At 53.6% G+C, this 14164-nt stretch carries 13 protein-coding genes; 2 read left to right on the top strand and 11 right to left on the bottom strand.

From position 1 onward, the window contains the following. Positions 1–384: 384 nt before the first annotated feature. Genes NF212_RS03230 through NF212_RS03205 form a run of 6 tightly spaced genes read right to left on the bottom strand, consistent with a single transcriptional unit; the run spans position 385 to position 6104 of the window. On the bottom strand, positions 385–888 hold the full coding sequence (locus NF212_RS03230; RefSeq protein WP_434358768.1) for a Crp/Fnr family transcriptional regulator: 504 nt from the start codon (positions 886–888) through the stop codon (positions 385–387). A 30-nt stretch (positions 889–918) separates the two neighbouring features. Further along, on the bottom strand, positions 919–1419 hold the full coding sequence (locus NF212_RS03225; RefSeq protein WP_434358766.1) for a hydrogenase maturation protease: 501 nt from the start codon (positions 1417–1419) through the stop codon (positions 919–921). Then, positions 1403–2869, bottom strand: a complete 1467-nt coding sequence (locus tag NF212_RS03220) for a Ni/Fe hydrogenase subunit alpha (RefSeq protein ID WP_434358764.1) — start codon at positions 2867–2869, stop codon at positions 1403–1405. The genes NF212_RS03225 and NF212_RS03220 overlap by 17 nt, the downstream gene beginning before the upstream one ends. A 15-nt stretch (positions 2870–2884) precedes the next feature. Further along, positions 2885–3544, bottom strand: coding sequence for an NADP oxidoreductase (locus NF212_RS03215; RefSeq protein WP_434358762.1), 660 nt, complete (start codon positions 3542–3544; stop codon positions 2885–2887). Continuing rightward, the gene (locus NF212_RS03210) at positions 3541–4266 is read right to left on the bottom strand and encodes a 2Fe-2S iron-sulfur cluster-binding protein (RefSeq protein ID WP_434358760.1); all 726 of its coding nucleotides are present in this window, start codon (positions 4264–4266) and stop codon (positions 3541–3543) included. Before NF212_RS03210 ends, NF212_RS03215 begins: the two co-directional genes overlap by 4 nt. Next, on the bottom strand, positions 4263–6104 hold the full coding sequence (locus NF212_RS03205; RefSeq protein WP_434358758.1) for an NAD(P)H-dependent oxidoreductase subunit E: 1842 nt from the start codon (positions 6102–6104) through the stop codon (positions 4263–4265). The genes NF212_RS03210 and NF212_RS03205 overlap by 4 nt, the downstream gene beginning before the upstream one ends. Positions 6105–6909: 805 nt before the next feature. Between NF212_RS03205 and NF212_RS03200 the strand changes: the two genes are divergently transcribed. Together NF212_RS03200 and NF212_RS03195 are read left to right on the top strand one after the other, a co-directional pair. Beyond that, positions 6910–7998 (top strand): helix-turn-helix transcriptional regulator, encoded by a 1089-nt coding sequence (locus tag NF212_RS03200; protein WP_434358756.1) that lies wholly within the window; start codon positions 6910–6912, stop codon positions 7996–7998. A 154-nt stretch (positions 7999–8152) separates the two neighbouring features. Then, entirely contained in the window at positions 8153–8830 is a 678-nt protein-coding gene (locus NF212_RS03195; protein WP_434358754.1) for a hypothetical protein, read from the top strand. Between the two features lie 238 nt (positions 8831–9068). On the opposite strand, the gene NF212_RS03190 is transcribed toward NF212_RS03195, so the two are convergent. From NF212_RS03190 to fba, 5 genes are all read right to left on the bottom strand, one after another. Next, a complete protein-coding gene (locus NF212_RS03190; RefSeq protein ID WP_434358752.1) occupies positions 9069–9944 on the bottom strand; it encodes an inositol monophosphatase family protein in 876 nt (291 codons plus the stop codon). A 17-nt stretch (positions 9945–9961) separates the two neighbouring features. Beyond that, positions 9962–10819, bottom strand: coding sequence for a phosphoglycolate phosphatase (locus NF212_RS03185; RefSeq protein WP_434358750.1), 858 nt, complete (start codon positions 10817–10819; stop codon positions 9962–9964). 214 nt (positions 10820–11033) lie between these two features. After that, entirely contained in the window at positions 11034–12086 is a 1053-nt protein-coding gene (locus NF212_RS03180) for a class 1 fructose-bisphosphatase (RefSeq protein ID WP_434358748.1), read from the bottom strand. A 10-nt stretch (positions 12087–12096) separates the two neighbouring features. Beyond that, positions 12097–13023 (bottom strand): phosphoribulokinase, encoded by a 927-nt coding sequence (locus NF212_RS03175; protein ID WP_434358746.1) that lies wholly within the window; start codon positions 13021–13023, stop codon positions 12097–12099. Positions 13024–13055: 32 nt separating this feature from the next. After that, positions 13056–14120, bottom strand: a complete 1065-nt coding sequence (fba, locus tag NF212_RS03170) for a class II fructose-bisphosphate aldolase (RefSeq protein ID WP_434358744.1) — start codon at positions 14118–14120, stop codon at positions 13056–13058. Between the last annotated feature and the right edge of the window lie 44 nt (positions 14121–14164).

The following is a 14164-nucleotide window of genomic DNA, read 5'->3' as shown; positions in this document are numbered from 1 at the left end:
CACATGGCACCCCTTAACTTACGCGGCACCGGAAACACACCAAAACAACATTTAACAAACAAATTATTTACACATGCAGTCTGATTTGGAAAGTAAATAACCATCTTATTAATTAGATTGGAAAGTATCTTTCCATGGAGTCTTTCAATAAATGGGGGTCTGGCTTGCCCTGTTTCAAAACCTATATTTCTTGCATTGATGACCATTAAAATAGTCAAACAAGATTTAATTAGCTGGTATTCCAGTCATGATCCAAAAGCTTAAAAAGGTGTACAAGCCACCTCAAAAAACACATAACTCGCTGTCATTAAAGAAAAAGCCACCTTACCCACGAGAGGGCAGGCAAGATGGAACCGGAAGTCTGGGTGGAACAGGTTTTTTGGGTCAGTACCGGCCGCGCCCGCCAGTGGCAATGTAGTCCGCCAATTCAGCCTGCTGCTGGCCGATGGCTGAAACCGTGTGGTGTACACGGCGTACCACCGCGCGCATAAAATCAAACACGACTTTGGGGTGGGATTCGATAAGCGGGTCAATATCTCCCCGCTCAAAACAAAGTACAGCGGCATCACCCAGAGCCTGGACAGATACTGTCCTGGGATCATGGTCGATAAAACTGAGCTCGCCGATAAGGTCTCCTTGTTCCAATACGTGCAGCAAACTGGTCTTGGTTGAGCCCTTGTTCTCTTTGCAAAATGCCAGCCGCCCTGACATAACGATAAAAAATGAATTGGCAGCGTCACCTTCCCGGTAAAGAAAATCCCCGTTACTGACTTTGATTTCCCGGGCTGCATGCTGTGCCAGTACCTGGGCACCGGATTCACCTATGTACTGGCCTATCGGCGCATCCATTATCAGCCGGGCAATGCTTTCTACATTCGGTTTATTCATGGTCGTATCCTTCCAAACAAATTCGTCGGTTCAAAGGCCAGCCCGTTGTGGGACAGGCTCGGCTTTGGTTAATCCCTTGCCCTTCACCCCATCCAGCGCTGCTGACAGGTTCTGCGCTGCACCGGCGGTCAGGCCCAGTTTGAGTTCCCATTCATACCCCCTGACCGTCAACAGCCATACTTCAGGGAAAACCCGGTAGCACTGGTGACACATGGCCACGATGGTCTGCACAGAGATGGCGTGGGAGGTAAAGCTGTCATCCAGCTTTGGGATAACCCGTTCAACAGCAAAACTGCTGGTTTGTACCGCTTTAGTCGCATCCACAAACAACACACGGTTGTACCGCCGGATAAGGTCTACATCCTCAAAAAACAGCTGGTAGTGACGTATCAGCTTTGCATCGGATAACCCCTGCTCTTCTACGGCATCAACAAAAGCCCAGCCGATCCCGTCATCCTGCCTGCCGATATTCCCAATGCCATAGATAAGGTCAAAACGGTCCAGGGACGGGAAATCAACGGTACTTTTCATCAAGCATCTTCTCGTCTGCATCAATCAGGGTGACCTGCAACGGCATCTGCCCCATAGCGTGGGTCGCGCAGCTCAGGCAAGGGTCATAGGCACGGATCCCCACCTCAATGGCATTCATCATGCCTTCGGTGATCTCCGGTTTTCCGGATACCCACTCCTGGGCAACGGCCTGTACCGTCCGGTTCATGGCTTTGTTGTTCTGGGTGGTTGATACAATCAGGTTGGCGTAGGTCATATTGCCTGCCTCATCGGCCCGGTAGTGGTGAAGCAATGTTCCCCTTGGTGCCTCGACGACCCCGACGCCTTCCCCCGTCCAGGCATTTTTCCCCGGCGTGATGATCAGGTTGCTGCCCTGGAGGTCTGGGTCGTTGAGGAGCTCTTTAATCAGCTCCGCTGAATGGAGGATCTCTATTGCCCTCGCCCAGTTAGTGTGCAGGGTCATATTGTTCACCTTGCCCTGGGTGTAGTCCTGGAAGCGTTCAAGGGCAGCCTGTGCCAGTGGGGTATTGTAGCGGCGGGTGACATTCAGCCTGGCAAGTGGCCCGACCCTTACCGAACCGGCCTCCCTTCCCAGTGCCTTGAGGTAAGGGAACTTCATGTAGCTCCACTCCTCGGTGGCTTCTGAGAAATGGTCGAGGTAATCGTGGTAGTCCGTTTCCAGCACGATATTCTTGTCTTCATCAATCACGCGCATTTTGCCGTGGTAGTAATCCACGTCACCGTTGTCGTCCACCAGACACATGTCCAGGGCCTTGGTGATACCAAAGTTGTCTATCTCCATACGGTGTTTTTCGTGGTAGTCGTAAAACAGGTTGAGGGCATCCTGCGCATAGTCGATAACCTGATCGATGGACAGCAGGTCATCCGCGCCTTTTAGAAACCTGTCCCTCTGCTCAGTACTGAGGTTGTTGTTTACCCCACCCGGTACCGAGCTTATGCCATGCATCCGTTTTCCCAGCACGGCAACGATAAGCTCCTGCCCCCAACGGCGAAGCTCGATAACCCGTTTGACCAAATCCGGGTTGGCTTCCGCAAGACCGATGATGTTCCGTTTCTCCGGGGCAGCATCAATACCGAATACCATCTCCGGGGCAATCAGGTAGAAATAGGCGGTGACATGGGACTGGAGCTGCTGGGCATAGTGGCCCAGACGGCGCATTTTCTCAGGGGTCGGCAACATCTGGATGCCGTCTTTCAGCCCGACACCCACCACGTCATCCAAGGCTTTTGCCCCGCACAGGTGGTGGCTGACAAAGCAGATGCCGCAAATTCTCTGTAACAGCATCGGGGCTTCCCAGTATGGGTGTCCCTGGATAAAACGTTCAAACCCACGGAATTCAACTACCTGTAGCCTGGCATCCTTTACCCGGTTCTGTTCATCAAGCTGCAGTGTCACTTTTCCGTGTCCTTCAATCCGGGTAACCGGATCGATAACCAATGTTCTGCTCATGTTTGCCTCGCTAATTCAGTCGTACCGGTTAATGGATGAAGGGAGATCAACGTCGCGCCCGCTTATCAGATCGTCCAGCACCTTGAAGATGGCGTCACCGTCCGGCGGGCAACCGGGTATGAAGTAGTCCATCTTCACCACTTCATGGGCCGGGTACACTTTGGTGGTAATGCGCGGGACATCAACGTGGGGAATGACATTTTCTGAACCGGGTGGCCGGGTGGCAGAAGAAATGTAGGCTTCATCAAGGCATTCCGTCAGGGAAACCTGGTTACGCATGGCGGGCACGCCACCCCAGACCGCACAGGCCCCGACGGAAATCAGAATGTCGCAGTTTTCCCGGAAGTGTTCCAGTGTTTCGATGTTCTCCTCATTGGCAATGCCCCCTTCCACAAAGCCGACCGTACACCGGTGCGGTATCCGTTTGATGTCGGTGATGGAAGACCGGGTTATGGCAACTTTATCCAGCAGCCCAACAATTCTGCTGTCCATATCGAGGAATGACAGGGTGCACCCCCAGCAGCCGCAAAGGCCAATCATCGCTACCTGGATTTTGTCTTCCCGCAGCGCCTTTGTTTCCTCATCCAACGGCGTCCTTGGCAACTCGTGGGAATACACCACATCCGTTTCATTACCCTCAAAGCCATGATTGGCTCTCAGTGCATCCGTACTCATTGTCCATCCTCCCCGCCGGTTTGCTGCCCGTCAGCCAGTGCACGTTCCCGCACTGTTTCAAGCTCATATTTCCGCCCACCAATCGGTGCATCAAAGCCCACGGCTTTTTTGAGGATGCAGCCAACCGGGCACAACTCCATGGCTTCCTGTACCTGCCCGTCACTCATTTTGTCCGCAAGGGCAACGTCGATTTCGATCCGGGCATGGGTACCACGGTCATCAATGTTGAAAATCTTCTGGCCGGTTTCTTCGTCACGGACAAACTCCACACATCGCTGACAGAAGATGCAGCGGTCGCGCTCAAGCCAGATTTTTTGGGAACGGAAATCCGTTTCGGTCACCGGGAACCGGTACGGGAAGCGAGACACCATCATGCCGGTTTCATACCCCACCGCCTGGAGATCACAGCGCCCGCTTTTCTCGCAACTCGGGCAGTTGTGTTTTCCTTCCACAAACAGCATTTCCACCAGTGCCTTGCGGATATCTGCGGTTTCCGGCTCGTTCACTTCCACGGTCATGCCGTCCGTCACCGGAACGGTACACGACGCGGCATTGTTACCGTTGACCTTACAGGTACAGACCCGGCAGGTTCCCAGGCAAGGCTCGCCCCTCTGGTAACAGAGCGTCGGGATATACACCCCGTTGTCATGGGCTACATCCACCAGCATCTGGCCGGGTTCGGCTGTCACTTCCTTCCCGTCGATGGTCAGCTTGATTGTCATTTCGATACCTCCTGCATCCTTGCTTTTTCCGGGGCGGGCTCTGGCAACAGCATCTCGCTGGCCACGGCGAATCCTTCCAATGCGGCATTGAGGTCAAAGGAAGCGAGCAACGGGCCTTCCTGCTGTACCAGCTTGCGCTGGTATTCTTCGGGGAAACTTTCGAGGGTAGTCAGAATAGGTTTGGGCGATGTGGTACCTAATCCACAGCGGCTGGCACCGCGGACAATTTTCGCCCAACTGCGGATCTCTTCCAGATCCTGCTCTACTGCTCGGCCACCAATGATGAGATTGATTTTGTTGTACAGCTCAACGTTACCGGCACGGCAAGGCACACAGATACCGCAGGACTCCTCTACAAAGAAATGCATGAAATTGCGGACGATTTCGAGCAGGTCTCGCTGGTGGTTGAATACCATCAGCGAGCCGTTACAGGAAAGGTCATTGTAGGCAAAACGGCGGCCACCATCCTTTTCGACAGAAACACACTCACCAGAAGGCCCACTGACCTGCACAGCCCTGGGATCTCTTGCTCCAACCTTACCCAGCACTTCATTGAGGGTTGTTCCCCACTCAACTTCATAAATACCGGGATGGTCAACGTCGCCGGATACACTTAAAAGACGGGTACCGGAAGAATCATTGGTGCCCATGGCCTCGTACCAGCGCGCACCTTTTTCCATGATCCGGCTGACCGTGGCAAAGGTTTCTACATTGTTGACGGCCGTTGGCTTGCCAAGGTATCCCTGCTGGACCGGAAATGGCGGTTTCACCCGTGGCGTTCCCCGTTTCCCTTCGCAGGATTCAATCAGCGCCGATTCGTCCCCACAGATATAGGCCCCGGCACCAAGCTGGATACGGATATCAAAATCAAAGCCATCGCGCCCGCCTATGCGTTTGCCCAACAGGTTTCGCTCACGAAGTGACGAAAGGGTTTTCTCCAGGTAACCCACCAGGTAGGCATACTCCGACCGCAGGTAGATGATCCCTTCCTGTGCGCCGATGGCGTACCCGGCGACAATCATCCCGGTAAACACCTGCTCCGGGCTCCGGGTGAGGACAACCCTGTCTTTAAACGTGCCGGGCTCACCTTCATCTGCGTTGCAGATTACGTATTTGGTTTCATCCGGCGCGGCACGGCAGAGCTTCCATTTCAGGCCTGCTGAAAAACCGGCCCCTCCCCGCCCGCGCAGCTTTGAGACGCTGGTGGAATCAATCACTTCTTCCGGATGTTTTGTCACAATACCGGCAATGATCTCAGCAGGGTCAACGGGTTCCCTGAAGAAGACCGGCCCAGCCTGTTGGATATTGGACGCCACCAATGAATCAACATATTCGACACTTTCTCTGTTGTTTCCGGCAGGATCTGCAATGGCAGCAGGGGGAATGCCCGCTTTCAGCGACGACATAATGCCCCTGACTTTCTCAGGCGTCAGGCGGGTGAAAGGAACATCATCCACAAGCATTGCCGGTTCCTGGTCTGAAAGCCCGATACAGTGGGTATCGAAAAGGCCGACACTGCCGTCTTCGCTCACATCACCAAACTTACAGCCTGCCGATTCTTCAAGCGCCTGCCGCACGTCGTCATAGCCTTGCATCCGGGCAATGACGGTATCAGCCAGGTAAATCTTGTGCTTTCCGGCAGGTTTGTCATGGAAGAAATGGTAGAAAGACAGTGTTTCACGCACATCCAGCGGCGAAAGGTTCAGCCCATCAGCCAGTTGCTGTACGGCTGAACCAGGTATATAGCCATTGGCGCGCTGCACAGCCCAGAGCATGTCAATCAACCGCTCCCTGCGGTGCCCGTGCTGTGACAGTATCGCCTCTACGTCATTGCTCATTGATCTCTCCTTGTACCAGAGCCCGGCGCTTCCTGCCGGGGTTGGGCTGTTTCCAGGGTGCAGGAAACCTGCCCGGAGTTCGGATAAAACCGGGATTATTGGAAATATTCTTGTCACTCAGCCAGACGGTGCTGGCCGGTTTTTATGCTTTACGGTAGGAAGAATTTCTGGCTGCTTACTGGCAGCCTCATTTTTTTATTGGGTGTTTGTATTGGTAAGTCATGACAAATGCAATCCGGATGCCAACTGAATGAGCTTTATATTTCTTGTTGTTTTTCATCAGTATAACGTCACTGTTATTACATCTTCATCAATCAGGCAGTTAACCTTGTGTCGCTTTACTGAGGGAAAATGGATACCTGCTTTCCAACTCGGTAAACAGGCCACACGCTGAGTGTTTGCAGTCAATATCCCCCATTTGGGTGAAGCAATTTCATCACGGAAAGCCAACACTGGATAACAGGCAATCCAGTCAGGTTCATATTTGAAGGGTGAGGAAACAATGAAGAACGAAGGTTGGAATTTATAATTCGTCCACAGGTAATTTTTCTGATTTGCAACAACCTTGACATAGCCCTCCTTTAAGGAGGAATTAAACGGGTGAAGGGATTAACCGGCAAACTGGGTGTCGGAAATCTTTACACCCGTATTTTTTGTTTGAGCGGCAACCGTTCTATCACCCTGTTTATAAGTCCAATTTCATGATGGCACCGGGATTGCTGGATTTTCCGTTTTTATCCGGGACGCGCCCGATACTGCCTTTGATTTCGGGTACCCGGATAGCTGATGGAATTGGGGACACGATATGCCTTCAGATATCGACCGGATTATTGCCACCATGTACCGGTGCGCAGCGAAGGCCGACTGGCAACCTTTACTGCAACAGATTCACCGCCACTACCGTGCCAACCGGGTACTGAATATTGGCGTCAGCTTTGAAACCCAGCTTCCGGTTTTCTTCTCTACTACCAAATTCCAGAAAGAATTAATGCACTTCCGGAAAGTCATCCCACAGGATCCCATGGTTCGGGCATCCCGCAGCATCGCGTTAGGGAAGGCTTACACTGACAGGCAAGTGATATCCAGGAAGGAACTGACCTCTTCCTGGTTTTACCAGGAATTTTATGTCCCTGCCCAGGTCGGCCATATTATGGCAGCCAATGCCCTCAATTCAGATTCGGCCATGGCCTCGCTTATTATCAACCGGCCTTTCAAGGCGGAACCTTTTTCCCAACAGGATCTTTCCAGTTTCCAGCGCATTGCAGATCACTGCCAGCCGGCGATTGAGATTTATTTGCAAGCCCTAAACAACAAGGCCGAGACGTCGTTTTACCAAAAATGTATGGAACATGCCGGCCATGCCATGGTGTTACTGGATAACCGTGGCATGTTGCTCCATGCCAACCCAGCTGCAGAGTCCATTATGGACAGGTACCCCCTTTTCAACCGGCACAGCGGTACCTTGCTGGCGACTGATGACAACGTAAACCGTAACTTGAAAAAGGCGTTCCGGGCTATCACCCAATCCCAGGAAAGCCCTGCCCCTCAAAGCGTTGAAATCCCTGCATGCAAGGACTGGCCACAGATACTCGTCCGCATGGCTCCGTACTATGATGACACCCCCTTTGCTCATCATTATGAGTGCAAGGTATTGGTATCAATCTATGCCAATGACCGAACTCAGCTGGAATTCGCAGCCTCCCATTTCGGCCTGACCAAAGCAGAAACCCAGGTGGCTGCAATGCTGTTGAACGGGTTGGAAAAATCCGAAATCGCAGAACAACTTTTCCGCTCACCGGAAACCATCAAAACACATATTAAAAACCTGATGACCAAGACAGGCACCCACAGCCAGCACTCCCTGGTTTCAACCCTTTCCCTTTACCGGCATTAGGTGTTCCTGCCTTTCATATTTCGCGCAGCCCCACTCCTAAAATCCCCCAATTGGGTGAGGCTGTCCGGCTCCCGACTGACAACACTTACAAGTAACGTTGGCAGCAAGGGACTGCCATCTTGGATACAGTGATTTCTCTTAGGGGGTACAGGTTATGGCACCAGGAAGGTTTACCAAGGCACAACTGCTGGCAACGGCCGTTATCATGTTGACTGGCTGTATGGGCCAGACACAACAGGCAACCCGGCAAACTGATTACCCGCAGGTAATCTCCTACAACGGCTACCAGTTAGACCCGGCTACCCATATTGTCAGTTCACCAGACAAAGAGTGGCTGCAATGGAGCCGGACCAAGAACATGACAGTGGTGGATGCGGTAGCAAAATACGGTGGGGACGGCTGGCGGGTTGCCACTGCAGCAGAGATAGCAGCCCTGCTTAACGACTTCAATCTCGCCTCCAACTATATAGAGACATTTACCGATATCAGGGAAAACCAGGTCGAGTCTGTTCCATGGACTGAAGACGAAGATATCAACAGCGATTATTCAATGATGTTTGTCACCCTGTTTGGCAATACCTATTCCGTCAGCGGGCACATGCCAGTCAAGGCTGATTACCCGTCCGGCAGCAGCAGTTATTACCAGTTCACCTCCGGAAACCCGGCTGAGTTTGGTAAGGCGTCAGTCATCCCTGACAGCACCCGGAATGGGAAGCACAGCTCAATGGCTGCATTTATGTTGGTGAAAGCTTTTGACGGCAAGCCCCTTAAAAAGAAGAACAGAAACGTCGGAGTGGCACTTGTCAGGGCCATTGGTGATGCCCACCGCTAACCCTTTCAGGAAAGATGAATGCCGTTAAACCCCTCCGGCTTAACGGCAATTCCCTTTACACGTGAGTATTTTTTATTAGACAGCATTAAAGTGTGATGCTGGTATTCCAGTCATGATCCAATTGCTGTTTAAGCTGTACAGACAAGAAAAACTCAAAATAAAATCAATAGCATTCATCGAATTACCATGACCCCCAGCGTTCAGCCTGCGACAAGCCTTCCTCAACAAGCCCGTCCGGTTAACGGTGTGCTTCAACCCACTGTAACCACTGTTGCTGGAGGTTTGGGGAGACCGATGCCACCACAGAGCGGGGGTCCAGGGTGACATTGCCAGGCGGGATTTCCTCCAGCCTGTTTTCCAGGCCACCGGCACGGGTAAGGATCAACTGTCCGGCCGCATAGTCCCAAAGCATCTGCTTGCCATGGAGGTAAAGGTGGCAGCGCCCGGCCGCAATCCAGCACCAGTCAAGGGCACTGGCACCAAAGCTCCGCTGGGAGCGGTAAGGAGGCATTGCAGCAAGGGCACCGGAGAGAGTGACCGACAGCCGCTTGAAATCAATCAATCCCATGCAATCTGCCAATACACCGGGGGCATCCCGCTCACTTTGAATAAGCTGGTTATTGAGTGTTGCCGGGCCGTTTTCACAGGCAAAGAAACACTCGTCCCGGTTGGGGTCATACACCATGCCCATCACTACCCTGCCATCGGCGATCAGTGCCAGGGAGGTACAGAAATAAGGAATACCCGCTGCAAAATTGCTGGTGCCATCTATGGGGTCGAGTACCCATACCGCGGTATCTTGTGAGGAGAGCAAAGCCTGCTGTTCCTTCCGGGGTAACTCCTCCCCCAAAACCGGTATCGACGGCCAGCTTGCCTGGAGTGATTCAATCAGTGCTTCCTGCATCTGGGTGTCGGCATCGGTGATCAAGGACTTGTCCGGTTTCTTCCGGACACCGTTTTCGCCGCTGAAACGGCCAAAACAGGGAAGGACAATTTCCTGGTTAAGTACCTGGATACGGCCAAGCAGTGTCTGCCTGACTGCCTCGACGGGCAGTGCCAACAACCGGGTCACAGCCGCCGAGGCGACATTCTGTGGTTTTTCTGTCTTCTCCATCTTTCGCGCTCCGTGCTTTACTCAGACAGAAGGTGCCCGCCCGGCGTCATATCCGTCCGGCACCCGGTATTTATCTTGGGGACAAAGCGGGTAGAAATCCGGTCGAGCCGCCTCAGGGTCGGAGCAGGGACCAGCATATCCGGCACCACCGCCAGAGAGTCAATCACCGTATCCGGGTTGGCACTGCCAATATCCACGCCGTAGTTGTAGCCATAAGAAACTGCCACAACCCGGCAACCTGCAGCCCTCGCAGCGCGGACATCATTGACTGAATCTCCGACCATCACCATTCGCCGGATATTTACCTGCATCCGGTCAGCAGCATCCAAAAGGCCATCAGGGGAAGGCTTGGCCTTGCGGACAGAATCACGCCCCATCACCTGGGAGAAGTAGTGCCGTACGCCCAACCCTTCCAGCACTTCGTTGGCCTGGGCAGTCTGCTTGTTGGTCACGCAGGCCAGGGAAATCCCCATATTGTGCAGGCGTTCAAGGCAGGCTTCAGCACCAGGGTAGAGTTTGGTCGCCCGGTGTTTGCGGTTTTGGTATGCCTTGGTAAACAGCGGGTTGGCCCGGTTAAACACACGGTCAGGTACCCTGCCGTCAAGGTGGCGGGTCAGTACCCGGTGGATCAGGCAGTCTGTACCATCCCCAACCCAGTCCCGCACGTCTTCGATTCCACCAAACGGCAGACCGAGCTCAATCATCATTTCTTCTGCCGCAAATCCCAAATCGGCAGCGGTGTCAGCCAGTGTGCCGTCGAGGTCAAAGCACACAGCCTGAATATTGTTCAGCCTGAGCATAGGTTCACTCCCTGAATAGTCAGATGGCGCTTTGTCACGCGCTCGAATATCGCCGGTGAGGCGTAGGTCAATCACAGTACAGATCCGGCAAAGAACCCGGTAAGAAGAGAGTGGGGAAATTACCGCCACCAATCTAAAGATAGCAGAGCCGGGCAGCGCAACAGGCTACATGCCCCCTTGCCTGAGCCGGTATTCCCCATATATTTCTCTGCAACCCCGGCAATCTGATTGAGCTATCAATCAGTTGCCGGAATCACATTTTTTTATGCCAGGGCGAACTTTTTTCCCTTCAGCTCGCCTGGCGATGGGGCGGTATATCCCCTTCCCGTTCCTTGTCCATTTCCAGGTGGTAACGGGTTACCCGTTCAACTTCTTCCCGCGCTCCCAATATGACCGGGATACGTTGGTGTAACTTCCCTGGTTGCACGGAAAGCAGGCGTTCCCGGCCGGTAGTGGCAGCGCCCCCGGCCTGCTCGATAATAAAGCTCATCGGGTTGGCTTCATAAAGCAGGCGAAGCCTTCCTTCGTGGACATTTTCCCGACCGTCCCTGGGATAGAGGAAAATCCCGCCACGCATCAGAATCCGGTGAACTTCCGCGACCATAGATGCCACCCAACGGGTATTGAAGTTGCGCCCACGCGGGCCATCTTTCCCGGCCACCACTTCATCGATATAACGTTTGATCGCCGGCTCCCAGTGGCGCTGGTTTGACATATTGATGGCAAACTCGCTGGTTTTTTCCGGGATCGTCAGCTTGGGGTGGGTCAGGATAAATTCACCAATATCCTGGTCAAGGGTAAAGCCGTTCACTCCCTGGCCTGAGGTGAGTACCAGGTTGGTTGCCGGGCCGTACAGGACATACCCGGCACAGACCTGGCGCGTGCCGGGCTGAAGGAAGTCATCTTCCGTCGGCTCGGTGATACCGTCAGGGCAGCGGAGTATGGAGAAAATCGTACCGATAGAGACATTCACCTCCGTGTTGGAAGACCCGTCAAGCGGATCGAAAACCAACAGGTACTTTCCCTTCGGGTAACGGTTTGGGATCGGGTAGACATCTTCCATCTCTTCCGACGCCATTCCCGCCAGGTGCCCGGACCACTCCAGTGCCTTGATCATTACCTCGTTGGAGATGATATCCAGCTTCTTCTGGGTTTCCCCCTGCACATTTTCGCTCTCAGCGCTGCCAAGCACATTGATAAGCTGGCCGCGGTTAACATCATCTGAAATCTCTTTGCATGCCGTGACTATCGCACTCAGCAACAGGGTAAATTCCCCGGTGGACTCAGGGATCCGGCGCTGCTCTTCAATAATGAAGCGGGTGAACGTTGTACCTTTTCTCATACCAGCCTCCTTACACCATCGCTTCGCGCTTGGCGAAACGGTCATGAGTGGTCGCAACGCTCACCCGGTTGGAGCCGGCATACACCAGCTCTTCAATCATCGGCTGCATGATAAGCTCCATCGCCAGCCCCATTTTGCCGCCGGGCACCACAATGTTGTTGCGGCGCGACATAAAGGAGCCATGGATCATATTGAGCAGGTACTGGAAATCGACACCGGACTTTTTCGGGTCACGGAAACGGATTACCACCATGCTCTCATCCAGCGTCGGGATATCCCTGGCAATAAACGGGTTGGAAGTATCAACCATAGGCACCCGCTGGAAATTCACATCTGTCAGGGAAAACTGCGGGGTAATGTAATGCACGTAATCATGCATCCGGCGCAATATGGTGTCGGTCACCGCTTCACGGCTGTAACCCCGTACATTGGTATCCCGGTGGATTTTCTGGATCCACTCAAGGTTGACGATAGGCACTACGCCAATAAGGAGGTCAACATAGCGGGCAACATTATTTTTTGCGGTCACCACACCACCGTGTAGCCCTTCATAAAACAGAAGATCCGACCCATCCGGAATCGGGATCCAGGGTGTGAACGTACCCGGTTTCTGGTTGTGCTGGGCCGCTTCTTCCTCGTTATGGATATAGTAGCGGCGCAATGCTGTCCCGGACTCGGCATAGGCCTTGAACGTCTTTTCCAACTCATCAAAATCGTTGCCTTCCGGGCCAAAATGGCTGAGGCTCTTGCCTTTTTCCTGGGCCCGCTTCAGCCGCTCACGCATTTCAGCACGGTCATAGCGGTGGTAGCTGTCACCTTCAAGGATAGCGGCTTCAAACTGGTTACGGCGGAAAATCTGCTCCATGGCATTTTTAACGGTTGAGGTTCCTGCGCCCGATGAGCCGGTAACCGCAACAATGGGATGCTTAACTGACATAGTTTTTCTCCTCTGGCTTCGCATTGACTGCTTCAGCGCACTGAAGGCGCTAGCGAGCCACTGGCATAGCGTGATGCCATGGCTTCAAGGCTAACCGGGGTAATTTTCGAGGCCATGCCTGCACATCCGAAGGCCTCATAACGCTCCTGGCAAAGGGTCTGCATGGCAACGGTTGCTGCAGACAGGAATTTACGCGGGTCGAAGTTACTGGGGTTTTCCGCAAGGAAACGGCGGACAGCACCGGTGCTTGCCATGCGAAGGTCGGTGTCGATATTCACTTTACGCACACCGTGTTTGATACCCTCTACAATCTCTTCCACCGGCACACCGTAGGTTTCTCCCATGTCGCCGCCGTAGTCGTTGATTACGGCCAGCCAATCCTGTGGCACAGAAGACGACCCGTGCATCACCAGGTGGGTATCTGGGATCCGGGCATGGATTTCCTTGATACGGTCGATGGCAAGGATGTCCCCGGTTGGTGGCCGGGTAAACTTGTAAGCCCCATGGCTGGTACCAATGGCGATGGCAAGGGCATCAACCCCGGTCGCACGGACAAAGTCCGCCGCCTCTTCCGGGTCGGTCAGCAGCTGGTCGTGGCTCAGTACACCTTCTGCACCGGATCCGTCTTCTTCACCGGCAGTACCGGTTTCCAGTGATCCCAGGCAACCCAGCTCCCCTTCAACGGACACCCCACCGGCATGGGACATCTCCACCACCCGGCGGGTGACGTCACAGTTGTATTCGTAGCTTGCCGGGGTCTTCATATCCTCCATCAGTGAGCCATCCATCATTACCGAGGTAAAACCCTGCTGGATGGACTGGAGGCAAATTCCCGGTGACGCCCCGTGATCCTGGTGCACCACGACGGGAATGGTTGGCCACTCTTCCACTGATGCCAGCATCAGGTGACGCAGGAAAGAAGCACCGGCGTAGCTGCGGGCACCCGCTGATGCCTGCAGGATCACCGGGCTGTCGCTCGCTGCTGCTGCCCGCATAATGGCGTGCACCTGCTCCATGTTGTTTACGTTGAATGCCGGGACGCCATAGCTGTACTCGGCTGCATGGTCGAGCAGTTGCCGTAGGCTGATAAGTGCCATAATTCACTCCTTGTAATCGGACTATTCATTAAATTCCAGAATGC

Source organism: Parasalinivibrio latis (assembly GCF_036825535.1).
GTDB lineage: Bacteria > Pseudomonadota > Gammaproteobacteria > Enterobacterales > Vibrionaceae > Parasalinivibrio > Parasalinivibrio latis.
The sequence above is the reverse complement of the archived record's forward strand: the minus strand, read 5'-3'. Positions and strand labels throughout refer to the sequence as shown.

Excerpts from the sequence above, each read along its gene's own strand:
- NF212_RS03205 (WP_434358758.1), bottom strand. The coding sequence starts at position 6,104 with ATGAGCAATGACGTAGAGGCGATACTGTCACAGCACGGGCACCGCAGG.
- NF212_RS03220 (WP_434358764.1), bottom strand. The coding sequence starts at position 2,869 with ATGAGCAGAACATTGGTTATCGATCCGGTTACCCGGATTGAAGGACAC.
- NF212_RS03225 (WP_434358766.1), bottom strand. The coding sequence starts at position 1,419 with ATGAAAAGTACCGTTGATTTCCCGTCCCTGGACCGTTTTGACCTTATC.
- NF212_RS03190 (WP_434358752.1), bottom strand. The coding sequence starts at position 9,944 with ATGGAGAAGACAGAAAAACCACAGAATGTCGCCTCGGCGGCTGTGACC.
- fba (WP_434358744.1), bottom strand. The coding sequence starts at position 14,120 with ATGGCACTTATCAGCCTACGGCAACTGCTCGACCATGCAGCCGAGTAC.
- NF212_RS03195 (WP_434358754.1), top strand. The coding sequence starts at position 8,153 with ATGGCACCAGGAAGGTTTACCAAGGCACAACTGCTGGCAACGGCCGTT.
- NF212_RS03210 (WP_434358760.1), bottom strand. The coding sequence starts at position 4,266 with ATGACAATCAAGCTGACCATCGACGGGAAGGAAGTGACAGCCGAACCC.
- NF212_RS03175 (WP_434358746.1), bottom strand. The coding sequence starts at position 13,023 with ATGTCAGTTAAGCATCCCATTGTTGCGGTTACCGGCTCATCGGGCGCA.
- NF212_RS03200 (WP_434358756.1), top strand. The coding sequence starts at position 6,910 with ATGCCTTCAGATATCGACCGGATTATTGCCACCATGTACCGGTGCGCA.
- NF212_RS03230 (WP_434358768.1), bottom strand. The coding sequence starts at position 888 with ATGAATAAACCGAATGTAGAAAGCATTGCCCGGCTGATAATGGATGCG.
- NF212_RS03180 (WP_434358748.1), bottom strand. The coding sequence starts at position 12,086 with ATGAGAAAAGGTACAACGTTCACCCGCTTCATTATTGAAGAGCAGCGC.
- NF212_RS03215 (WP_434358762.1), bottom strand. The coding sequence starts at position 3,544 with ATGAGTACGGATGCACTGAGAGCCAATCATGGCTTTGAGGGTAATGAA.